Origin of the sequence: Nocardioides sp. NBC_00163 (assembly GCF_045206295.1) — a bacterium.
Lineage (GTDB): Bacteria > Actinomycetota > Actinomycetes > Propionibacteriales > Nocardioidaceae > Nocardioides.
In genome coordinates this window covers 1,790,916-1,813,565 of sequence record NZ_CP108155.1, presented here as the reverse complement: position 1 = coordinate 1,813,565, position 22,650 = coordinate 1,790,916, and the positions used below count along the sequence as shown (strand labels likewise).

Genomic DNA, 22,650 nt, shown 5'->3' with positions numbered 1-22,650 from the left:
GGATCAGTCCTCGGGGTGGGAGAGGACGATCTCGTGGCCGTCCACACCGTGGCCGGTGAGGCTCACGGCGCCGGCCGCCGGCGGGTAGCTGGTGGCCAGGACCGTGTAGTCCCCGCTGTCGAGATCGGCGAAGGCGTACGCCCCGTCCGGCCCGGTCGTCGCGGTCCCGGCCACGTTGCCGGCCGCGTCGACCAGCGTCACCCGGGCGTCGGCGAGGGGCCCGAAGGCCGCCTTGACGACACCGGTCAGGCGAGCGCCGGTGACCATCTCCACCTCGATCCGGGTCAGACCGGTGGCGCCGATCTCGATCGGCACCGCGCGCGGGCGGTAGCCCTCGGCGTTGACCGCGACCGTCGCCGGCCCCGGGACCAGCTCGTCGATGAAGAAGGCGCCGTCGGCGACGGTCGTTCCGGTGGAGAGCAGGTCGCCGCGTACGTCGGTCACGATCACCATCGCGTCCTTGACCGGCGCGCCGTCCTCGCCGCCGCGCACGATGCCCTTGAGGCCCGTGGTGCCGCTGAGCAGGAGGTCGTACGCCACCGGCTCACCGCCCACGACCACCGTGGAGGCCTGCGGCTGGAAGCCGTCGGCCGAGGCGATCAGGACGTACGTCCCCGACCCCGGCGCGTCCACCGCGTAGGAGCCGTCGGCGTGGGCGACCGAGCGGCCGAGCTGGCGCCCGGACAGCGAGATCAGCGTGACCGCGGCGTGCGGGATGGGGATGCTCCCGGCGCCGCGGACGAAGCCGTGCAGAGCGATCCCGTTGTTGACCGGCGCGAGGGCGGCAGCGTGCTGCTCGGGCACCCCGGCGACGGCCTCGGCGACCGCTGCAGGTCGGTCGACCTCGGCAGCCTCCGCGGCGGCCTGGGCGAGCCCGCCCTTGGTCTTCAGCGGGACCTCCTTGATGAACACCACGAACAGCAGTGCGATGACGGCTACGCCCGCGGCGACCATGAAGATGTCGGCGATGCCGTGCCCGTACGCACTCTCCAGCACCGACCGCAGCGGCTCGGGGACCTTGTCCATGTCCGGGATCTCGCCCGACGTGCCCTGCGCCAGCGCGGCGTAGCGCGGACCGAGGTCGGCAAGGCCGTCCTGGACGTAGTCGGTGACCCGGTGGGCCATCAGCGCGCCGAGCGCGGAGACGCCCATCGCGCCGCCGAGGCTGCGGAAGAACGTCACCATGGAGCTGGCCGCGCCGAGGTCGGCGGGTGCGACCTGGTTCTGCGTGGAGAGGACCAGGTTCTGCATCGTCATGCCGACGCCGAGGCCGAGGATCGCCATGAAGATGGCGACGTGCCAGTACTCGGTGTCGTAGCGGATCGTGCTGAGCAGGCCCAGCCCGCCGACGATGAGGGCGGCGCCGACGACGAGCCAGGCCTTCCACTTCCCGGTGCGGGTGATGACCTGGCCGGAGACGGTCGAGGAGAGGAACAGCCCTGCGATCATCGGGATGGTCATCACGCCGGCCATCGTCGGCGACTCGCCGCGGGCCAGCTGGAAGTACTGGCTGAAGAAGATCGTGCCGGCGAACATCGCCACCCCGACGAAGAGCGAGGCGAGCGAGGAGAGCGTGATCGTCCGGTTGGCGAAGAGGCGCAGCGGGATGATCGGCTCGGCGGCCTTCGACTCGACGAGGACGAAGATCAGCAGGAGCAGCACGGAGCCGCCGACCATGGCTGCGGTCTCCCAGGAGGCCCAGTCGTACTTGTCGCCGGCGAAGGTGACCCAGACGAGCAGCAGGCAGACGCCGGCGGCCATGAAGAACGCGCCGGCCCAGTCGACCTTGACGCCCTCGCGCTTGATGACGGGCAGGTGCAGGGTCTTCTGCAGCACGATGAAGGCGATCACCGCGAACGGGATGCCGACGTAGAAGCACCAGCGCCAGCCGAGCGAGTCGGCGTCGGTGATGACCCCGCCGATCAGCGGGCCGCCGACGGTGGCGACCGCGAAGACGGCGCCGAGGTAGCCCGAGTAGCGGCCGCGCTCACGTGGGGAGATCATCGCGGCCATGATGACCTGCGCCAGAGCGGTCAGACCGCCCATGCCGATGCCCTGGACCGCCCGGGCAGCGATGAGCTGACCCGGGTTCTGGGCGAAGCCGGCGACGGCCGAGGCCGCCACGAAGAGGACCAGCGCGATCTGCATGAGCAGCTTCTTGCTGAACAGGTCGGACATCTTGCCCCACAACGGGGTGGTGGCCGTCATGGTCAGCAGGGAGGCGGTGACCACCCAGGTGTAGGCCGACTGCCCGCCGCCGATGTCGGCGATGATCTCGGGCAGAGCGTTGGAGACGATCGTGGAGGAGATCATCGCCACGAACATGCCGAGCAGCAGGCCCGAGAGCGCCTCCATGATCTCGCGGTGAGACATCTCGCCATGGGAGGTGGGTGAGCCCTCGGACGGGCGTCCCGGTGGACCGGCGTGAGTCCGCGCGGCTGTCGTCGTTGCCATGGACTTCCTTTCTGGTGGTGCTGCCTAGTTGCTGGTGGTGCCGCAGTGGCCGAGGCTGTCGCGGAGCTTGGTGACGAGCCGTACGAGTTCATGTACGTCGCGCTCGTCCCAGCCGCTGAGCCGGTCTGCGATGAGGTCGGTGAGCTGGTGGGAGGCGTTGTCGAGCAGGTCGCGCCCGGCGTCGGTGAGACGGAGGATGCGGGAGCGGCCGTCGGCCGGGTTGGGGGAGCGCTCGATCCAGCCCTGGTCGGCGACGCACGCCACGTGTCGGCTGGTCACCGAGATGTCCACGGCGAGCAGCTCGGTGAGCTCGCTCATGGTCATGTCGCCGTGCCGGCGCAGCATCGTCAGCACCCCCGCGGAGCCGGCCGACAGCTCGGGCGGAAGCCTGCGTACGAGGCCCTTCCGTACGGCTCCGACCTCGCTGAGCTGATGGATCAGCTCCTGGTACGTCGCGTGCCCGATCATCATCCCTCCAAGTTGGTTGACTTTTACAACCATATGGAGGATAGGGGTCCAATGCAAATCCGGCAGGACCGGGCGTGTTGCTAGGCGACGGTGCCGCGGGCCGCCCAGGCCGTCGCGGTCACGGTGAACGGGCCGTTGCCGAACCGGCGCCGAGCGACCTCCTCGAGCGCGGTGCGCCCGGCGTCGTCGAGGGATTGCACGTAGTCGCCCGCCGGCCCGACGCCGAAGGTGTACGGGTCCCACCAGTCCTCGAACGTGGGGTGGGTGATGCGGACGACCAGGCCGCTCGGCTCGACCTTGCGGAGGCCGACCTTCTTGAACAGCTTCTCCAGGTCACCCAGCCGGGAGCCGGCGAGCAGGGCCTCGTCCTCGGCCTCCGGGTCGATCTCGTGCACGCAGGCCCAGAACGGCGCGACGGCACCGGTGTCGCCGTCCCAGACGCACGCCGCGACGGTGCCACCGGGCCGGGTGACCCGGACCATCTCCCTGATCCCGGCCTCCGGGTCGGTCATGAAGTGCACGACGAGCTGGGCCAGCGAGACGTCGAACCAGTTGTCGGCGAAGGGGAGCGCCTCGGCCACGCCGGTGTGCACATCGACCCTGGCCAGCTGCCGTGCGACCGTCTCCATGAACGGTGGCGAGGGGTCGATCGCGGCCACCAGGTGGGCCTCGGTGAGGGTCACGAGATGGCGGGTGAGCGTGCCCGGTCCACAGCCGACGTCGAGCACCCGCTGGCCCATGCTGACCCGGGCGAAGTTCGCGAAGTGGGGTGCGAGGGGTTCGGCGTAGCGGCCCATGAAGCGGGCATACCTCTCCGCCGCAACGTCGAACCCCATGCTTCAGGCTAGGTCCGCCGTTGGCTACGCCGACAGCCCCAAGTTCGGTATCTCCAGGCGCAGGCGCCCTAGTGCGTCGAGGGCGTCGTCGGGATCTCCGAGCGGTCGTCGGACCACAGCGTGTGGAAGGTGCCGTCCTTGTCGACGCGCTTGTAGGTGTGGGCGCCGAAGAAGTCCCGCTGACCCTGGATGAGCGCGGCCGGGAGCCGGTCGGCGGCGAGCGAGTCGAAGTAGGCGAGCGCCGAGGAGAACCCCGGTGCGGGTACGCCGGAGGCGGCCGCGATCCCGACGACTCGCCGCCACGCCTCCTCGCCGGACGCGACCGCGTCGGCGAAGTAGGGGTCGACCAGCAGCGTCTCCAGGTCGGGCTTGGTGGCGTAGGCATCCACGATCCGGTTGAGGAAGCGCGCCCGGATGATGCAGCCGGCCCGCCAGATCTTGGCGAGCGCACCGAGGTCGATGTCCCAGCCGTACTCCTTCGCCCCGGCCACGATCAGGTCGAACCCCTGCGCGTAGGCGACCACCTTCGAGGCGTAGAGAGCCGCGCGTACGTCATCGACGAACGTGTCAGGCACCGCCGGCGCCTTCGGGCGGTTGGTCACCGAGGCCCGCATCGCGCCGCGCTGGGCCGGCTTGGAGGAGACCGCGCGGGCGAAGACGGCCTCGCCGATGCCGGAGACCGGGATGCCGAGGCCGAGCGCGTTCTGCACCGTCCAGACGCCGGTGCCCTTCGAGCCGGCCTCGTCGAGGATGACATCCACGAGCGGCTGGCCGGTCTCGGCGTCCTTCTGGGCGAGCACCTCCGCGGAGATCTCGATCAGGTAGGACTCCAGGTCGCCGGTGTTCCAGTCCTTGAAGACGTCGACGAGCTGCTCCACCGAAAGCCCGCCCACCCGCCGGAGGAGGTCGTAGGCCTCCGCAATCAGCTGCATGTCGGCGTACTCGATGCCGTTGTGGACCATCTTCACGAAGTGGCCGGCGCCGTCGGTGCCGACATGGGTCACGCACGGCTCGCCCTCGGCCACCGCGGCGATGCTCTTCAGGATCGGGCCGAGCGTCGTCCAGGCCTCGGGCGAGCCACCGGGCATGATCGAGGGGCCGTTGAGCGCACCCTCCTCGCCACCGGAGATGCCGGTGCCGACGAAGTTCAGGCCACGCTCGCGCAGCTCGCGCTCGCGCCGGATGGTGTCGTTGAAGTTGGCGTTGCCGCCGTCGACGATGATGTCGCCCGGCTCGAACCGCTCGGCCAGCTGCTCGATCACCGCGTCGGTGCCCTTGCCCGCCTGGACCATGATGATCGCCGTACGCGGCGTGGCGAGCGTCGCCACGAAGTCGTCGATCGTCTCGGAGGCGAGGAAGCCGGCCTCCGGGTGCTCGGTGATGAGCTCCTCGGTCCGGGCGTAGGTGCGGTTGTAGACCGCCACGGTGTTGCCCTCGCGAGAGGCGAGGTTGCGGGCCAGGTTGGACCCCATCACGGCCAGTCCCACCACGCCGATGTTCGCGCGGCCATTGTCGTTGTTCGGCATCGTGCTCCTCGGTTGAGTCGGTGATGCCATTCAACTCTGCTCGTCAAGCAGCGGCGGTCGGCGGCTCGGCACGGAAACGCGCCGGCCGTCCATCCACGCCGAGCACCTTCCAGGACCACCGCGTCAGCGGCGTACGCAGCCCGAGGTTGTCGAAGAGCATCCGGACGTCGGCGAAGAGATGACGGCGGAACGCGGCGGCCTCGGCGCCGGTGCCCCAGACCTCGCGGACGACCGAGTCGGGCAGTCCCATGAGCTCGCGGTCGGCGCGCGAGGGGATGATGATCGCGTCGGAGCCCAGCCGCATCGCGAGTGGGGTGAGGATGCCGAGGGCCAGGCGCGAGACCGGGTTGAGCGAGGGGGCGTGCTCCTCGAGCCAGGCGTGCGCGAAGCCGATGTGGCGGGCCTCCTCGGCGATGTGGATGGCCATGATCTGGTCCAGGAGCGGGTGGGTTCCGCCGGCGCGCATGGCCTCTTTCTGCACGTGGTCGATCGGCTCCTCGCCGGCCAGGATGATGGCGAAGAAGAGGGCGGGATAGAGCCCGCCGAGATGTCCCACGAGCGGGATGGTGCGCATCAGCCAACCCGGTGCGCCCGCGACGTCGGGGCAGACCCGGTTGGTGAACTCCTGGAACATCTGGATGTGATGGGTCTCCTCGGTGAGCTCGTGCATGAAGTAGCGGAACTCGGGGTCGCCGTTGTCGACGCCCATCAGGAACTGGGTGCCGCCGAGGAGGAGCAGCTGCTCGAACTGGGAGCCGGTCTTCACCATGGCGGTGAGCCGGTGCCGGCCGACCTCGATCTGCCGTGCCTTGGGCAGCGACTGGTACCACGGGTGGGCGCCGAGCGGGTCGAGCGTGGGCAGGATCCACCGCTCGTCGTCCTCGGGCAGGGCCATCTCGGGCGCGTCCCAGGCGACGTCCTTGAAGGCGTTGAAGTACATCTCGACCGACGCCTCGGACAACGTACGCAGCGTCTCGTCGTACTCCCTGCGCGGCTCGGGCCTGGTCGGCGTGATCATCCGGACCGGGGTGCCGGCGACCGCACCCACGTAGCCACCGATCGAGCGAAGTGTCTGCACAACCATCCGAGCCTCCTTGCACGACGTTGATACGTCCTCAAGGTACATGGGATTTGTGTACCAGGAAACAGGTTCGGCCCGCGTGTTCCGCTCAGCAGATCTCGGCGGCGAGGGCCTTCCGGACGCCGGCGACGAGGTCCTCCGGCGTCCTGGCCGGGCGGTCGAAGGTGGTGCGTGCGCTGTGCGCCCCGCCCTCGTCGACCCACTGGAACTCGAAGCCTTCGGCGCAGAGCCCGGTGATCTGGGCGGCGAGGATCGTGTCGACCGGGATGTAGGAACGGGTCGCGACCGCCTCGCGGAGCTCGTTTCCGTGGTGGTTGTTGAGATGGTCCTGGTTGCGGTGGAGCACGCCGTCGTTGAGGTCGAGGTCGCGGTCGGTGAAGGCGTCGAGGGGGATCGGGACGGCCTCGCCGGTGCGGCGGACGAGCATCACGTTGGAGACGTCCATGACGACCTCCTCCCACTCCGTCTCGCAGCACGTGCAGGCATCGGTACGCAGCCACCTCAGGCTCCCGGTCAGGCGGACCGCCTCGCCGTTGCCGAGCACGCCTTGGAGGACCAGCACGACATGGCTGCCGCGGCGACCGGCGTACGCCATCCGCTGCTCGGGTGGGCACAGGAAGGTCGGGCGGCCGCCGTCGTCGGCGAAGCCCTGCATCTCCAGCTCCTCCATCGAGTAGGGGATGCCGTCGATCACCACGCTGCCGCCACGGGGGCATGACAGGATGCTGCGGGCAAGGCTGGCGGTCGAATCCATGGCACCTCCTGTTTAGGTAAGGCTTACCTAAACACGACTACGGCTGATCGAGCAAGAGTTGCTGCTCACATCGTGAGGGCGATCCCTACCCAATCCCGGTGAGCGACGATCGCCGCCACCCGTCGCTGCCGGGTAGGCCCCATAGCGTGGTCCTACTCTCTGAAAGCAGTCGACCATGGTCACTGAGCACACCGCCGCGTCCACCAGGATGCGAGCGATCGTCCAGACCAGATACGGCGACGCCGGCGACCTGCACCTAGACCGCATCGACGTTCCCGAGCCCGACGTCGACGAGGTTCTCGTCCGCGTCCACGCCGCCGGGCTCGACCGCGGCACCTGGCACCTGATGACGGGCAAGCCGTACGTCATGCGGATCGCCGGGATGGGTTTCAGGGGGCCCAAGGACCGGGTGCCGGGTCGCGATCTCGCGGGCGTCGTCGAGGCGGTCGGGTCCGCGGTCACGAAGTTCGCGATCGGCGACGAGGTCTACGGCATCGGCCGCGGCACCTTCGCCGAGCACGCGGTGGCACCGGAGGACAAGCTCGCCCACAAGCCCGCTCGGCTCTCCTTCGAGCAGGCCGCAGTGGTGCCGATCTCGGCCGGCACCGCGCTGCAGGCCCTGACTGACCAGGGCCGTCTCGAAGCCGGCCAGTCGGTGCTGGTCATCGGCGCGTCCGGTGGCGTGGGCAGCTATGCCGTCCAGATCGCCAAGGCACTCGGTGCCGAGGTCACCGGCGTCGCCGGCACGGAGAAGCTGGACCTGGTCCGCTCGCTCGGCGCCGACCACGTCATCGACTACACCCATGCCGACTTCGCCGACGGCACCAGGCACTACGACCTGATCCTCGACATCGCCGGCAACCCCGGCCTGTCCCGGCTGCGGCGCGCGCTGACCCCGACCGGCACCGTGGTGCTGGTCGGCGGTGAGCACGGCGGCAACCTCACCGGTGGCATGAATCGGTCCCTCCGGGCGCTCCTGCTCACGCCGTTCATCGGGCAGCGGTTCGCCATGTACGTCGCCAAGGAGCGCGCCAGCGACCTGGAGCGCCTCGCCGGCTTCCTGGAGGACGGCACCGTCGTACCGAGCCTCGGCCACACCTTCCCGCTCGACCGGGTCCCGAAGGCGATGCGTCTCCTCGACTCCGGCCGCGTACGCGGCAAGGTCGCCGTCATCACGACCTGAACGTCCCGTCTCGGATTCGACAATCACGGATTCGAGGCACGCTCCATGAACACCATGGCCACCTCACCACCCGCCGGCACACGTGCCCGGCGTCTCGACACCGGCTCCCGGATGTGGGCCTCGCGCCTGATCGGGGCTCTGTTCCTGGCCGGGTTCGTCGTCTACGGAACAGGCTCGTTCCTCGTCACCTCGGTCCTCGACGGCGACGACTTCCTCGCCGGGATCGGTGCCCAGGAGACCACTCTCGCCCTCGGCGCGTTCCTGATGATCGCGACCACGGCGATCGACATCGGCAAAGCCGTCATCTTCTTCCCCGTCCTGGAGCGCAACGGCAGACGTACGGCCGTGGCCTACCTGGCCACCATGGTCTTCGAGATGGCGATGATGACGGTCGGTGTGCTCGCGCTGCTCATGGTCATCCCGCTGGCCGATCGTGCTGGTGAGATCGGCGCCGACACCGCCCAGGCGCTCGGGTCGCTCGCGGTCGAAGCGAACGAGACTGCGTACCAGATCGGGCAGCTCTCGCTCGCGTTCGGCGCTCTGTTCCTGTGTGCGCTCCTCTTCCGCACCGGTCTGGTTCCCCGGTGGCTGGCGGCGCTCGGGCTGCTCGGCTATGCGCTGCACATGCTGGGCTCCGGCGCCGAGCTCTTCGGTGCCCCGATCAGTCTCGTGCTCCTCATTCCCGGAGCCATCTTCGAGATCACGCTCGCACTCTGGTTGATCATCAAGGGATTCGACCCGGCTGCGTTCGACAGGCCGGCTCAGTGAGGCGCCATGCACGGTAGAACCGCGCTCATCACCGGTGGCACCGGTGGCATCGGGCGGGCGACCGCCATGGGACTGGGCCGGTTGGGCGCGAACGTCGCGATCACCGGCCGTGATGCGGAGCGTGCCGAGGACGCCGCGCGGGAGATCCGCGAGGCCACCGGTGCGACGGTCCTCGTGTTCCTGGCAGACCTGTCCAGCCAGGCCGAGGCACGCCGGCTGGCCGCGGAGGCGCTCGACCGCCTGCCGACGATCGACGTGCTCGTCAACAACGTCGGGGGCTACTGGGACACCCGCCAGCTCACCGTCGACGGGATCGAGCGCACCCTCGCCGTCAACCACCTCGCCCCGTTCCTGCTGACGGAGCTGCTGCTGCCTCGGCTGAAGCGGAGTGCGTACGCCCGGGTGGTGACCGTCGCGTCCCAGGCGCACGCCCAGGGGTGGATCGACTTCGACGACCTCCAGGGCGAGCGCGCCTACTCCGGAGCCCGTGCCTACAGCCAGTCCAAGCTCGCCAACATCCTGTTCACTCACGAGCTCGCGCGGCGCCAGCCGAGGGTGACGGCCAACGCGCTGCATCCCGGCGTGGTGAGCACCGCCTTCGGCGCCGAGGACCCCGGGCGTACGCAACGGATCCTCGTCCCCTTCCTGAGGCCGTTCATGAAGAGCGCCGCCAAGGGCGCGGAGACCTCGATCTACGCGGCATCCGCCCCGGAGCTGGTGGGGGCCACGGGCGGCTACTTCGCCAACAGCAGGTCCCGGCGTTCCGCCCCACTCAGCTACAACCAGGATCTCGCCGCACGCCTGTGGCGGGTCAGCGAGGATCTCGTCAGAGTGCGCTAGGAACCGGCCGCTTCAGATCGTGAACTATCCGGCGGGTGGCGCCGTGGCTAGCGTCGAACGTGATCCGGTCGACCGACCGGACCTTCTCGGGCACACGAGAAGGGGGGATTCACCAATGACCGTCACCGACATCGACACCGACAAGCTGATGGCGTTCGTCTTCAGGGCTGTCGACGAAGTGGGTGCGACGCTCAACGCGGCTCTGGTCGTGATGGGCGACAAGCTCGGCTACTACCGCGACCTCGCGGCCCACGGGCCGTCCACGGCCGAGGAGATGGCCCGGCGTACCGGAACCGTCGAGCCCTACGCCCGGGAGTGGCTGCGCGCGCAGGCCGCCGGCGACTACCTGACCTACGACGCCGAGACCGACCGCTTCACGCTGCCTCCCGAGCAGGCCGTGGCGCTGACCGTGGAGGACAGCCCGGCGTTCCTGCCCGGCTTCTTCCAGATCGCCCTCGGGACCGTGCACGACACCACGCACATCATCGAGGCGGCCCGCATGGGGACCGGCGTCGCGTGGGGCGACCACGACACCGACGTGCACAACGGCTGTGAGCGGTTCTTCCGCCCTGGCTACAACGCCAATCTCATCCCGGACTGGCTGCCCGCGCTCGAGGGAGTCGTGCCGAAGCTGGAGGCGGGCGCGACCGTCGCCGACGTCGGCTGCGGCCACGGGGCCTCGACGATCCTGATGGCGAAGGCCTACCCGCGCTCGAGCTTCGTGGGGTACGACGCCCACGGCCCGTCCATCGAGATGGCCCGCCAGCGCGCCGCCGACGCCGGCGTCGGCGACCGGGTGCGCTTCGAGACGGCAACGGCCCAGTCGTTCGGCGGCGAGGGCTACGACCTGGTCACGATGTTCGACTGCCTCCACGACATGGGCGACCCGGTGGGCGCTGCCCGCCAGGTCCGCGCCAAGCTCGCGGACGGCGGCACGTGGATGATCGTCGAGCCGAAGGCCGGGGACCACGTCGAGGACAACTTCAACCCGGTCGGGCGGGCCTACTACGGCTTCTCGACGCTGCTCTGCACGCCGGGGTCGGTCTCGCAGGAGGGCGCCGCGGCACTGGGCACCCAGGCGGGACCCGCGCGGATCCAGCAGGTGACCGCCGATGGCGGGTTCAGCTCCTTCCGCACCGTCGCCGAGACGCCGTTCAACCTGGTCTACGAGGTCAAGGCCTGAGGCATTCGGGGCTGTCTGGTCACACGCTGACCAGGCGGTCCCGCGGGCCGATCAGAAGCCGATCGGCAGACCGGCGTAGTTCTCTGCGAGCCCGGCGGCGGCGTGCTCGCTGGAGGTCACCCAGCGCAGCTGGGAGAGCTGGAGCTGGGTGTCGAACGGGTCTTCAGCAGTGTGCAGCATCGTGGTCATCCACCAGGAGAAGTGGGTGCAGCGCCAGACGCGGCGCAGCGCCGTCTCGGAGTAGTCGTCGGCCAGTCGCGGGTCGCCCTTGAGCAGCGCGGCGAGCGCGGGCGCCAGCAGCGCGACGTCCGCGACCGCGAGGTTGAGTCCCTTGGCGCCGGTCGGCGGGACGATGTGGGCGGCGTCGCCGGCCAGGAAGAGCCTGCCGTGGCGCATCGGTGTGGAGACGTGCGAGCGCATCGGGAGGACGCTGCGGTCGGTGATCTGGCCCGGCTGCAGGCTCCAGCCGTTCTGGCCGTGGCCGAGCCGCGCGGCGAGCGCGTCCCAGATCTGGTCGTCGGACCAGGTCGCCGGGTCGGTGCCGTTGGGCACCTGGAGGTAGAACCGCGACACGCTCTCCGAGCGCATCGAGTGCAGTGCGAAGCCGTCGGGGTGCCAGGCGTAGATGAGCTCGTCGGTCGAGGGCGCGACGTCGGCGAGGATGCCGAACCAGCTGTAGGGGTAGGTGCGGTCCCAGCTCTCCCGGGCCGGGATCGCGGCGCGGCTGGGGCCGAAGGAGCCGTCACAGCCGACGATGACATCCGCCCGGATCCGCTGGGGGAGCCCGGCGGCGTCGGTGAAGGTCACCGACGGCCGGTCGGACTCGATGTCGTGCAGCGCGGTGTCGCTGACCTCGTAGTGGACGACCTGCCCGGCGGCGCGCCGGGCGTCGATCAGGTCCTTCTGGACCTCGGTCTGGCCGTAGACGTAGACCGCCCGGCCGACCAGGTCGACGAAGTCGAGGTGATGGCGCTCCTCGGGCCACTGCAGGTAGATCCCGCGGTGCTTGTCGGCGTCGCGGGCCAGCCGGTCGCCGAGACCGACCTCGGTGAGCAGATCGACGCTCGACTGCTCCAGGATCCCAGCGCGGATGCGGGCCGCGACGTACTCCTCCGACCGGGTCTCGACCACGACCGAGTCAACTCCGTCGGCGGCGAGGAGATGGCTCAGCAGCATCCCCGCGGGGCCGGCGCCGACGATCACAACCTGCGTACGTTCTTCTGCCATGGGGGTGAGTCAACTCCTGTTCGGGCGGCTGCCGCCAGAGCGCTCTTCCACTGAATGGAAAGCGCGCCGCTGGGTGGATTCCCAAATAGCGCGGACGGGCTCTTGTGTCCGTGCCAACTCGTCCCTACGGTCGAGGCACCCCGATTGTGACCCGAGTCACAAACCACAGAAGGAGCGCCCCGATGCCCGACGTCCTCGCCGACCGCGCCGCCATCGAGTCCCAGATCGGCGACCAGACCATGGTCGACGTACTCACCAAGGTGGTCGCTGACCGCGGCTCCGAGCCGGCCTTCTCCGACCGGCACACCCCGGACGGCACGGGCTGGCGCACCCTGACGTGGGGCGAGCTGCACCAGCGTGCCCGCGAGCTGGCCGCCGCCTACATCGCTGCCGGTCTCCAGCCGGGGGAGTCGGTCGCGATCATGGCCGCCAACCGCATCGAGCACGTCGTCGCCGACATGGCCACGGTGCTCGCCGGCGGTGTCCCGATCAGCATCTACAACACTCTCGCGCCCGACCAGGTCGGCTACGTCGCCCAGCACGCCGACCCGCGGATCGTCGTGCTCGAGACCGACGACCACGTCGCCCGCTGGGCGCTCGGGCTCAAGCGCGAGGAGGTCGTACGCGTCGTCACCATCGACACCGCCGTGGAGGGCGACCCGCGGGCGGTCGCCTGGGACGACTTCGTGGCCTCGGGTGCAGCGGCGCTGGCCGAGGTCGGCGAGGAGCTGGACGCACGCAGTGCCGCGGTGACCCCTGACGACACCGTCACGATGCTCTACACCTCGGGCACGACCGGGCAGCCGAAGGGCGTGGTGCTCACCCACCGCAACATCGTCTTCGAGACGACCAGCTCGCTGACGGTCTCCGGCGTCGAGGAGCCCGGGGTGCTCGTCTCCTACCTGCCGTTCGCGCACATCGCCGAGCGGGTGCTCAGCCTCTACATCCCGCAGTTCAACGGCGGCCACGTCTATCTGGTCCAGGACCCGGCATTGCTGCTCGGCACCCTCCAGGAGGTGCACCCGACCAGCTTCTTCGGGGTGCCGCGGGTCTGGGAGAAGATCCGGACCGGCGTCACCGCGCTGCTCGCCGCCGAGACCGACGAGACCAAGAAGGCCGGTGTCGAGAAGGCGATGGCGGTCGGGCTGGCCTATGTGGAGTCGCAGCAGTTCGGGCAGACCACCTCACCCGAGCTCCAGGCACAGTTCGAACAGGTCGACGCGGCGGTCCTGTCGATGATGCGCGCACTGCTCGGTCTCGACAAGGTCGAGTGGGCGGCCAGCGCGGCCGCGCCGATGCCGATCGAGGTGGCGAAGTTCTTCGCCGGCCTGGGACTGAAGATCTACGACGTCTACGGCATGACCGAGACCACCGGGGCGGCCACCGGCAACGGGCCGGAGGCCTTCCGGCTCGGCACCGTCGGCCGCGCCCAGCCCGGGATCGAGCTGCGCATCGCCGAGGACGGCGAGATCCTGTTCCGGGGCCCGATCATGACCCCGGGCTACGTGGGCCGACCCGACGCCACCGCCGCGCTCTTCGACTCCGAGGGCTGGCTGCACACCGGCGACATCGGCTCGATCGACGAGGACGGCTTCCTCACCGTGGTCGACCGCAAGAAGGAGATGATCATCAACTCCGCGGGCAAGAACATCGCCCCCTCCAACATCGAGAACCTCCTCAAGGAGAGCCCGCTCGTCGGCCACGCCATGGTGGTCGGGGACGGCCGTTCGTACGTCGTCGCCGTCCTCACCCTTGACGGCGAGATCGCTCCCGTGGTCGCTCAGAAGCTCGGCGTCGAGGCCGGCTCGCTCGCCGAGCTGGCCCAGCACCCGGTCATCCGGGGCGCCGTCGCCAAGGCCGTCGACGCCGCCAACGCCCGCCTCTCCCGCCCCGAGCAGGTCAAGGCCTTCGAGCTGCTCAGCCAGGAGTGGACCGCCGAGTCCGAGGAGCTCACCCCGACCCTGAAGCTCAAGCGGCGCGTGGTGAGCAAGAAGTACGCCGACATCATCGACGGGCTCTACGCCGCGCAGGAGTGAGTGCTGCCGCTCGCCGCAGGTAGTCCGGGACGATCCGGTCCGTTACTCATGGGTAGATGGGCTGGAACGTCCCGGACTATCTGTCGCGGACTTGCGTCGAAGTGGGCCGCCGCAGGTCGGACATCGTGTTGGCCCAGCCGCCGTCGCGACGGATCTGCACGACCGCGATCACGACCAGGAGTGCTGCGGTAGCGAAGTGGATCACCGCGTCGGTCACGTGGTCGGGCATGTGCATGACCCACATGACCTGGGGTGATGCGAGCGCCCAGATGCCGGGGACGGTGCCGGCGACGGCGGCCGCCAGGAGGTAGAGGACGGACCAGGATTTGCGGCGGCACAGGAAGAGGCCGGGCGTGAACAGGGCGAGCCCGGCGACCGCGTGCCAGCCGTTGTAGTCCATGCCGAGCACCTTCGCCGTCGGTGCGTGATGGCCGATCTCGAAGCTGGGTTCGGCAATGAACCCGGCGATCGCGACAGGCGCTACCGGAAAGATCAGCCGATGACCAACACGCGTATGCGGATCCTCGAGGCCAGCACCGAGCTCTTCCGCCGGCAAGGCATGTCCGGCACCGGACTCAAGCAGATCGCCGAGGTGGCCAAGGCGCCGTTCGGATCGATCTATCACTTCTTCCCCGGGGGCAAGGACGACCTGGCGGGCCAGACGATCCGGCGCGCGGGTGGGGAGTACCGTGACCTGGTCCTGGCCTTCTTCGTCGGCCCCGACGACCTGGTCACCAACGTCGAGACCGCGTTCGCGGCCGCCGCCGCCGTGCTGGTCGAGACCGACTACGCCGACGCCTGCCCGATCGCCACCGTCGCGCTCGAGGTCGCGAGCACCAACGAGGCCCTGCGGCAGGCGACCGCCGAGGTGTTCACCGATTGGATCGAGGTCGGCGGGCGGCATCTCGAGCAGCGGGGAGTCCCGCCCGAGGCCGCCCGCGGCCTCATCATCGGCTTCATCACCAGCCTCGAGGGCGCCTTCGTCCTGGCTCGGTCGCTGCGTTCCACCGAGCCGCTGGAGGTGGCCGGCCGGACCTTACAGGCCGCGGTGCGGGAGGCGTTGGGCGCCGCGGCCTAGAGGTCAGCGCGCCACCGGCGCGGCGACGCCGTTCAAGCGGCTCACCTCCTCGTCGGTGAGCCGGAGGGCGCCGGCGGCGATGTTCTCCTCGAGGTGGGCGGGGTCGGCGGTGCCGGGGATGGCGAGCACGTGCGGGCCCTGGTGGAGCGTCCAGGCGAGGCGTACCTGCGAGGGGGTGGCGGAGTGCGCCGCGGCGATGGCCTCGACGACATCACGACCGGTCTCGTCGGGTGCGGCGCCGGGGACCGCGCCGGCGACGGCGGCGCCGATCGAGTTGAAGGGCACGAACGCGACCCCGTGCTCGCCGCACAGCCGCAGCAGGGCGTCGTCCTCGCGGCGGGTGGTGAGCCCGTACTGGTTCTGTACGCAGGCCACCGGCCCGATCGCGAGCGCCTCGGTGAGCTGCTCGGGGCCGATGTTGGAGAGGCCGACGTGCTCGACCAGCCCCGCCTCGCGCAGGTCGAGCAGGGCGCCGAAGTGGTCGGCGATCGATCCGGTGCCGCGCTCGCGCCCGACTCCCCAGCGCAGGTTCACCAGGTCGAGGTGGTCGAGGCCGAGCTGGCGGATGTTCTCCTCTACCTGGTCGCGCAGCCGCTCGGGCCGGGGCTCGGACTGCCAGGCGCCGTCGCGGCCGCGCGGGGTGGGACCGACCTTGGTCGCGATCAGCAGGTCCTCGGCGTACGGCTGGAGGGCGGTCGCGATCAGCTCGTTGGCAGAGCGCGTCGGGGTGAAGTAGATCGTCGCGGTGTCGATGTGGTTGACGCCGAGCTCGACGGCGCGGCGGAGGACGGTGATCGCGTTCTCGCGGTCGGGAGCGATCGGGGTGGACAGGTTGCCGATCAGGCGCATCGCGCCGAAGCCGATCCGGTTGATCCGCTTGTCGCCGAGCTGCCAGGTGCCGGCGGCACCGGCGGTGATGTGGTTCGTGGTCATGCCCTCCAGCGTCGCGACCGGATGCCGCGTACTCACGCCGTTGGCAGGTTGTTGCCGATTGCCGGCTCGCGACTTGGTGGGCGGGGGAGAATCGATGCCGTGACCAACACGGTGGGGACGATCCGGACGGGCGGCACCGTCGCCGTCGTACGCGGCGAGGAGGAGCTCGTGCGGCGCACCTCGCACCTGTTCGCGGCCGCCACCGACATCGCCTGTGCCGCGATCGACCTGCGCACCTGGTCGGCTGCGCGCACCGAATCCGGTATCAGGGCCGCGCTGTGCGGCCGCGACGGCGCCGAGGTGCGGCTGCGGAAGGTCTACCGGCCCAACGTGCTGCTCGACCCGGTCTCCGCCGCCCATCTGCGCGAGATCCGCGACGTCCGCGGCGCCCAGATCCGGATCACTCCCGACGAGATCAACGAGACGATCCTGATCGACCGCCGGGTCGCGATCCTCGCCGGCGACCCGCGCCTGGGCGAGCGCAGCTTCAGCATCGTCACCCAGCCCGAGGTGGTCCAGGGCGTCACCTCGCTCTTCGACGCGGCCTGGCGCTCGGCGACGACGGTGGACGCCTACGACGCCCGGATCGCCGAGCTGCGCGACATCGCGCCTCAGGTGCTCGACCTGCTCGGCCGGGGCGTGAAGGACGAGGCCGCGGCGCGCACCCTCGGGCTCGGCGTACGCACCTACCGGCGCCGGGTCGCCGAGCTCATGGAGGCGCTCGGAGCCGCGTCCCGGTTCCAGGCGGGCGTACGCGCCCGAGAGCTCGGGCTCGTCTGACCGTTCCGGTCAGCGGTGTCCGGATCCTGACGCCGGAGTCTCTTTTCTCAGGGGCCGCCCGGTAACGTCGAGAACGACTTGTTCGGGCGGGTCAGGAGGTCTGTAATGCGTTGCTTCATCGTCGTCAAGGAGCGCAGCGACGCCGAGAGATGGGACTGGGTCCTGGCCGGTCCAGGGCTGCAAGCGGCGGGATCGCTGGGCGCCCGTGGGACCGAGGACGCGATCATCGCGGCGGTCGGAGCGGCGTACGACTCGCTGGAGTCGCTCGCACCGGTGCAGGTCGTGGTCGCGCTGCCGTCCAACTCGCGGTTCTGGATACTGACCGACGAGATCGCGGACGCCTATCCCGGGGTCACCGTGGTCCCGTTCGCCGACGAGGACGCGGGCATCCGCGCCGACGCAGTGGAGGCGATGGCGATCCATCGGGCCGGCCCGATGCCGCCGCTGGTGGTGGCGACCGACGGCTCGGCCCATCGCGGGTTCATCGGCTGGGGATGGCTCGCCGGCGACGGTCAGCACGGCTTCGGCCGGCAGGTGCCCAACGCCCGGATCCGCGACCCCCAGTCGCTGGTGGTCCTGGCCGAGCTGCAGGCGATCGCGGAGGCGGTGCGGGCGCTGCCCCGCCGCACGCTGACCATCCGGACCGACTCCCGGGTCGCGCTCGCGATGATCGAGGACTGGCTCCGAGGTGAGCTGTCGATGCCGAAGGGCTATGAGAGCGAGCACCGCGCCGAGCTCGCCGGCCTGACCCGGATGCACGACGACCTGTGCCGCGAGTCCGATCGGCTCTCGTTCGAGTGGGTGCGCGGCCACGTCGGCGAGGCGCTTAACGAGGGTGCCGACTCGCTCGCGAAGCTCGCCCGGCGTTTCGCCGAGGGGACCTGGGGGCTGACCGCCGACGAGGTGCCCGGGAGGGCACGCGCGATCGCCGAGACGTTCGCTGCGCCCGTGGCCTCTGGCTCCGCCACCGCCGGGTAAATTCGGCCCTCGTGAACCCTCCGACCCTCACCATCGCCCCTGACGAGCCCGCGCAGCTCCGCGCGCGGCTCGATGCGCTGGGCCTGGACGGCATCTTCGACGTACACACCCACTTCCTGCCCGCGCGGATGCTCGACAAGGTGTGGGCCTACTTCGATGCGGCCGGGCCCCTGACCGGTCAGCCGTGGCCGATCGCCTATCGGCACTCCGAGGAGGAGCGGCTCCGGGTGCTGCGGGATCTCGGCGTACGTCACTTCTCGGCGCTCACCTATCCGCACAAGCCGGGGATGGCGGCGTGGCTGAACCAGTGGGGCGCGGAGTTCGCGGCGGACAAGCCGGACTGCCTGCAGTCGGCGACGTTCTACCCGGAGCCGGGTGCGGGGGACTATGTGCGCGAGGCCGTCGAGGCGGGTGCGCGGATCTTCAAGGCGCACGTCCAGGTCGGCGACTACGACCCCAACTCACCGCTGCTCGACCCGGTCTGGGAGGTGCTCTCGCAGTCGCGTACGCCGCTGGTGATCCACTCGGGTCACGGGCCCGCTCCGGGTCGCTTCACCGGGCCCACCGGCATGGAGGCGTTGCTCGGCCGCTATCCGGATCTGGTGCTGATCGTCGCTCACATGGGCCTGCCGGACTACTCGCGCTTCCTCGACCTGGTCGAGAAGTACGACGGCGTGCGCCTGGACACCACCATGGCCTTCACCGCTTTCACCGAGGCGTCGACGCCCTTCCCGGCCGAGGAGCTGCCGCGGCTGAAGGCGCTGGGTGACCGGGTCCTGTTCGGGAGCGACTTCCCGAACATCCCCTATCCCTATCTCGAGGCGGTCGACGGGGTCATCGGTCTCGGGCTCGGTGACGAGTGGACGCGCGGGGTGCTCTACGAGAACGCCGCGCGGCTCTTCGGGTTGCCGCCGGCCGGCTAGTGGTGCGTCCTGGAAGTTCCTGGATGCTTGGCGTCGTCAGGGTGCGTGCATCGCAAGGCGGCGTCGCGAAGTCATACCGGGCGTCTTCCGAGCGGCGCCAACGCGGCGAGGTGCGTGCCATGGCGGCGCGAAGCGCCCAGGAACTTCTGGGACGTGCCACTAGGCCACGGCGGTCTCGTCGTAGCTGTCGGTGAGGAGCTGGACGATGTCGGGGACGCCGAGCGCGAGCCGGTTGAACCGCGGCGACTCGGCGGCGACCTCCAGGTGCTTGGCGAGCTCGACCTCGTCGCGGGCCCAGGGGATCAGCCCGGCACGGTCCAGGTTGGCCGAGTTGGCGGCACCGTGACCGGAGATCGAGCGGTAGGTGATCACCGGCGTGCCCGAGGCCAGGGCCTCGAGCGAGGTGAAGCCGCCGGCGTTCTGGACGACGCAGTCGCTGGTCGCCATCAGCGCGCGTACGTCCGTGCGCCAGCCGAGCGCCACGACACCGGGGATCCGCTCCAGGCGGCGCTTGAGACAGGGGTCGGTCGCGCAGAGAACCACCGGGGTCATGTCGCTGTGCTCGAGGATGTCGCGGGCGGTCTGCTCGAGCGCACCGGCGCCCAGCGAGCCGCCGGTGACCAGCGCCCGCGGACCCTCCAGGTCGAGGTCGGCGAGTGGATCGGGGAAGACCCGCCCCGGGACGTACGCCGCCCCCGGCGGGACCAGCGGCTGGACCACCGCCGCGTTGCCGCCGAGCATGCGCGCCTCGCGTGCGGCGACCTCGTGGATGGCGAGGTTGAGGTCCATGCCGGGGTTGATCCACATCGCCGGGACCGCGGCGTCGGTGAGGTAGGTGACCGCGGGCACGGCGAGCTGTCCGCTGGCGCGCAGGTGACCGATGACCTGGGAGCAGAACGGGTGGGTGGAGATGACCAGGTCGGCGCCGCGCATAGCCTCGGTGAGGTTGCGCGTGGAGAGACGCAGGAGCTGGTTGAACGGCTTGTGGAGCGGGCGTCCCGGCATGACCAGGCTCATCGTGGTGCCCCACGAGTCGGGGCTGACCTGGAGCTGCATCTTGTAGCCGACCTTCAGCCCGTGCCCGAGCCGCCAGGGCATCAGGTCGACGAAGTCGAAGATCTCGACGTCGCACCCGGCCTCCCCGAGTGCTCGTGAGATCTCCCGGGAGGCCGAGTTGTGGCCGGCGCCGTAGCTCGCGGAGATGATCGCCACGCGGGGAGCCGTGCCGGGCCGGATGTGAAGGAGGGGCCCGAGCCGCTCCGAGTCGATGGACATGCGCCGGATTCTGTACGCACGGTGTGACGTTGTGGTGAACGGGGGCACCCCGGCGCATCACTCTTCACCATCGGTTCGTCTCCCCGAACCTGCGGGCGTTCTATGGTTCATCCTGTGATCACGCCCCGGGCACTGCGCACTCGAGCGCGGTCGGCGGTTGCCGAGCTGGGCGGCGGCCCCTCGGCGGTGGCGGCGGTGATGCGCAGCGTCGTGGCGGGGTTCGCGCGGGCACGGGGGATGGTGCTCACCGATGCCGCCCTCGACGCCGCTGGGTTGTTGTCGTGCGCGGACGGTCCGAAGTCGGATCATCTGCTGTCGAACTATCTGTTCCTGGATGGGACCGCGGTCGATGATCTGGTTCTGGAGGAGATCGGTTACGTCTACGAGGCGCTCCTCGAGGTCTCCTCGCGACGCGACAACGGCGCCCACTACACCCCGCCCGAGCTCGCCGACGAGGTCGTCGCCCACGCCCTGGCGCCGGTCGCCTCGGCAGACGCGGCCGTGGTCGACATCGCCGCCGGCACCGGCGTCTTCCTCCTCGCCTCCGCCCGTTATCTGGCGTCCTCGTGCGAGCGGCCCGTGGCCGAGATCGTCACTCGCTGCCTCTACGGTGCCGACATCGACCCGGTCGCGGTCGACATCGCCAAGCTCTCTCTCTGGCTGCTCTGCGAGGACCCCTCGCTCCCGCTGACCTTCCTCGACGACCGGATCCTGTGCGGCAACTCGCTGGTCGGGCTCGTCGACGCGGACGAGCTGCCTGCCGGCGTGGACGACCCCCAGGCGTACGCCGATGCCATGGTCGCGGTCGCGCTGCCGCTGGGCGGCCGGCCGGGGAGACGGCTGGAGGAGGCGTACGCAGCGCTGGGCCGGTGCCGGCGTCTGCCCGTTCCCGCCGTCCGGCCGATCCACTGGGCGCTGGCCGCGCCCGAGGTGATGGCGCGCGGCGGCTTCGACGCGGTGGTCGGCAACCCGCCCTACCTCGGGGTGAAGCGGGTGCGGGACGCGATCGGCCAGGAGTTGCGCGACTACCTCGCGCACACGCTCGCCGCCGGCACCACGAGGCGGGCCGACTACGTCATCTACTTCCTGCTCCGGGCAGCCGCTCTCACTCGCGGCGAGATCGGGCTGATCACGACCGACTCGATCAGCGAGGGTGACACCGCGCGCTTCGGCCTCGGTGCGCTGTTGGATCGCGGCTGGCAGGTCGCCCGGGCGGAGCGCTCGGCCCCGTGGCCGACGGCGGGCGTGCGGTTCGCGAAGATCTGGCTCACCACCCGGCCGCTCGACAGCGCGTGGCTCGACGGGCGCTCGGTCCCGGCGATCACCGGGACCCTCGAGGACGGCTTCTCGCTTCCGGAGCCGGCACGGCTGGATCTCGACGTACCGCTACCGCACGGCTACCAGGGCACCATCGTGCTCGGACGCACGCTCGTCCTGACGCAGACCGAGGCGGAGGCTCTCGGACGCGGTCCGCTCGGGCACACCGTGCGCCCCTATCTGAGTGGCGAGGACCTGGTGACGCCCTGCGGCTCGACCGCCTCCCGCTTCGTGCTCGACGTCGGCAAGCTGGGCCTCGAGGAGCTCGCCGAGGACCGCGCGCTCGCGCGGCTGGTGCGGTCGAAGGTGCGTGCCGAGCGCCGCCGCCAGTTCGTGAAGTACCCCCAGCTCAAGGAGCGCTGGTGGGGCTTCCTCAGCCCAGTCGACGAGCTCTACCGCGACGCCTCCGGGCTCTCGCACGTCATCGCGTTCAGCAAGCACAGCAAGCACCTGTGGCCCGTCCTGGTCGGTGCCGACCACGTCTTCTCCAACGGGCTGGTCGTCTACCCGACGCAGGATCCGGCGGCGTACGCGTTCCTGGCCTCCGACCTCCATCGCGTCTGGGCCGTACGTGCCGGCGGCACCATGCTCAACACCGCCTACCGCTACAACCCCTCGCGCCTGCGCGCCACCTACCCGTTCCCCGCGGACCTAGGGCCGCTCAGCCCGGCCGGCGTCGCGCTCCTGGCTGCCCTGGACCGGGTCGGCGAGGAGCGCCGGCTCGGCATCACCGGCGTACTCAACCTCGTCGGCGACCCCGACGCCCACGACCCCGCGACCACCGACCTCCGGCAGGCCATCGCCGACGTCAACCACGCGACAGCCCGCCTCCACGACATCGACGAGTCCCTGGCCACCCCCGACCTCACCCCCTCCGGCTTCGGCCTCACCCCGACCCGCCAGCGAGCCCTCATGGCCGCGCTCGTCGACCAGAACCTGGCCCTAGCCGAGAAGGCACAAGCGTCCGCCGAGACGTCAGGTACGTCGGTCGAGACGTCACCACGATGACA

The 22,650-nt window shown here is 70.3% G+C and carries 20 protein-coding genes; 10 read left to right on the top strand and 10 right to left on the bottom strand.

Features of this window, described 5'->3' with window-relative positions; all coding sequences use genetic code 11:
- Positions 1–3 precede the first annotated feature (3 nt).
- The 6 genes from OG801_RS08685 to OG801_RS08660 all read right to left on the bottom strand — a co-directional run bounded on the left by OG801_RS08685 (position 4) and on the right by OG801_RS08660 (position 7,119).
- Entirely contained in the window at positions 4–2,373 is a 2,370-nt protein-coding gene (locus tag OG801_RS08685; RefSeq protein WP_406035229.1) for an MFS transporter, read from the bottom strand.
- A 105-nt stretch (positions 2,374–2,478) separates the two neighbouring features.
- Positions 2,479–2,922, bottom strand: coding sequence for a MarR family winged helix-turn-helix transcriptional regulator (locus OG801_RS08680; RefSeq protein ID WP_355019228.1), 444 nt, complete (start codon positions 2,920–2,922; stop codon positions 2,479–2,481).
- 80 nt (positions 2,923–3,002) lie between these two features.
- Complete coding sequence (locus OG801_RS08675; RefSeq protein ID WP_355019227.1) at positions 3,003–3,758, bottom strand: class I SAM-dependent methyltransferase; 756 nt, start codon at positions 3,756–3,758, stop codon at positions 3,003–3,005.
- Positions 3,759–3,826: 68 nt separating this feature from the next.
- Positions 3,827–5,284, bottom strand: a complete 1,458-nt coding sequence (gene gndA, locus OG801_RS08670) for an NADP-dependent phosphogluconate dehydrogenase (RefSeq protein WP_406035226.1) — start codon at positions 5,282–5,284, stop codon at positions 3,827–3,829.
- A gap of 43 nt (positions 5,285–5,327) precedes the next feature.
- Entirely contained in the window at positions 5,328–6,368 is a 1,041-nt protein-coding gene (locus OG801_RS08665) for a diiron oxygenase (RefSeq protein ID WP_406035225.1), read from the bottom strand.
- Between the two features lie 85 nt (positions 6,369–6,453).
- Positions 6,454–7,119, bottom strand: a complete 666-nt coding sequence (locus OG801_RS08660) for a DUF2470 domain-containing protein (protein WP_355019224.1) — start codon at positions 7,117–7,119, stop codon at positions 6,454–6,456.
- A gap of 175 nt (positions 7,120–7,294) precedes the next feature.
- On the opposite strand from OG801_RS08660, the gene OG801_RS08655 reads away from it, so the two are divergent.
- The 4 genes from OG801_RS08655 to OG801_RS08640 all read left to right on the top strand — a co-directional run bounded on the left by OG801_RS08655 (position 7,295) and on the right by OG801_RS08640 (position 11,093).
- Entirely contained in the window at positions 7,295–8,302 is a 1,008-nt protein-coding gene (locus OG801_RS08655; protein ID WP_406035223.1) for an NAD(P)-dependent alcohol dehydrogenase, read from the top strand.
- A gap of 45 nt (positions 8,303–8,347) precedes the next feature.
- A complete protein-coding gene (locus OG801_RS08650) occupies positions 8,348–9,070 on the top strand; it encodes a DUF4386 domain-containing protein (RefSeq protein WP_406035221.1) in 723 nt (240 codons plus the stop codon).
- A 6-nt stretch (positions 9,071–9,076) separates the two neighbouring features.
- Positions 9,077–9,910, top strand: a complete 834-nt coding sequence (locus tag OG801_RS08645; protein ID WP_406035219.1) for an SDR family NAD(P)-dependent oxidoreductase — start codon at positions 9,077–9,079, stop codon at positions 9,908–9,910.
- Positions 9,911–10,025: 115 nt separating this feature from the next.
- On the top strand, positions 10,026–11,093 hold the full coding sequence (locus tag OG801_RS08640; RefSeq protein WP_406035217.1) for a class I SAM-dependent methyltransferase: 1,068 nt from the start codon (positions 10,026–10,028) through the stop codon (positions 11,091–11,093).
- 51 nt (positions 11,094–11,144) lie between these two features.
- Here the strand turns inward: OG801_RS08640 and OG801_RS08635 are convergent, their stop codons facing one another.
- The gene (locus OG801_RS08635; protein ID WP_406035215.1) at positions 11,145–12,320 is read right to left on the bottom strand and encodes a 4-hydroxybenzoate 3-monooxygenase; all 1,176 of its coding nucleotides are present in this window, start codon (positions 12,318–12,320) and stop codon (positions 11,145–11,147) included.
- 182 nt (positions 12,321–12,502) lie between these two features.
- Here OG801_RS08635 and OG801_RS08630 point away from each other — a divergent pair, with 182 nt between their 5' ends.
- Positions 12,503–14,356 (top strand): AMP-dependent synthetase/ligase, encoded by a 1,854-nt coding sequence (locus OG801_RS08630; protein ID WP_406035213.1) that lies wholly within the window; start codon positions 12,503–12,505, stop codon positions 14,354–14,356.
- 76 nt (positions 14,357–14,432) lie between these two features.
- Here the strand turns inward: OG801_RS08630 and OG801_RS08625 are convergent, their stop codons facing one another.
- Entirely contained in the window at positions 14,433–14,912 is a 480-nt protein-coding gene (locus tag OG801_RS08625; protein WP_406035211.1) for a DUF4383 domain-containing protein, read from the bottom strand.
- Between OG801_RS08625 and OG801_RS08620 the strand changes: the two genes are divergently transcribed.
- Positions 14,856–15,434 carry a TetR/AcrR family transcriptional regulator gene (locus OG801_RS08620; RefSeq protein ID WP_406035209.1) on the top strand — a complete coding sequence of 193 codons (579 nt, stop codon included), beginning with the start codon at positions 14,856–14,858 and terminating at the stop codon, positions 15,432–15,434. The two genes, OG801_RS08625 and OG801_RS08620, sit on opposite strands and share 57 nt — an antisense overlap.
- A gap of 3 nt (positions 15,435–15,437) precedes the next feature.
- Here the strand turns inward: OG801_RS08620 and OG801_RS08615 are convergent, their stop codons facing one another.
- Positions 15,438–16,367: an aldo/keto reductase gene (locus OG801_RS08615; RefSeq protein WP_406035207.1), complete on the bottom strand. Its 930-nt coding sequence runs from the start codon at positions 16,365–16,367 to the stop codon at positions 15,438–15,440.
- A gap of 99 nt (positions 16,368–16,466) precedes the next feature.
- Here OG801_RS08615 and OG801_RS08610 point away from each other — a divergent pair, with 99 nt between their 5' ends.
- From OG801_RS08610 to OG801_RS08600, 3 genes are all read left to right on the top strand, one after another.
- On the top strand, positions 16,467–17,147 hold the full coding sequence (locus tag OG801_RS08610) for a DNA-binding response regulator (RefSeq protein WP_406035206.1): 681 nt from the start codon (positions 16,467–16,469) through the stop codon (positions 17,145–17,147).
- Positions 17,148–17,252: 105 nt separating this feature from the next.
- Positions 17,253–18,125, top strand: a complete 873-nt coding sequence (locus OG801_RS08605) for an RNase H family protein (RefSeq protein WP_406035204.1) — start codon at positions 17,253–17,255, stop codon at positions 18,123–18,125.
- An 11-nt stretch (positions 18,126–18,136) separates the two neighbouring features.
- Positions 18,137–19,048, top strand: a complete 912-nt coding sequence (locus tag OG801_RS08600) for an amidohydrolase family protein (protein WP_406035202.1) — start codon at positions 18,137–18,139, stop codon at positions 19,046–19,048.
- Positions 19,049–19,207: 159 nt separating this feature from the next.
- On the opposite strand, the gene OG801_RS08595 is transcribed toward OG801_RS08600, so the two are convergent.
- Complete coding sequence (locus OG801_RS08595) at positions 19,208–20,323, bottom strand: MGDG synthase family glycosyltransferase (protein WP_406035200.1); 1,116 nt, start codon at positions 20,321–20,323, stop codon at positions 19,208–19,210.
- A 114-nt stretch (positions 20,324–20,437) separates the two neighbouring features.
- Between OG801_RS08595 and OG801_RS08590 the strand changes: the two genes are divergently transcribed.
- Positions 20,438–22,648: an Eco57I restriction-modification methylase domain-containing protein gene (locus OG801_RS08590; RefSeq protein WP_406035198.1), complete on the top strand. Its 2,211-nt coding sequence runs from the start codon at positions 20,438–20,440 to the stop codon at positions 22,646–22,648.
- Positions 22,649–22,650: the final 2 nt, after the last annotated feature.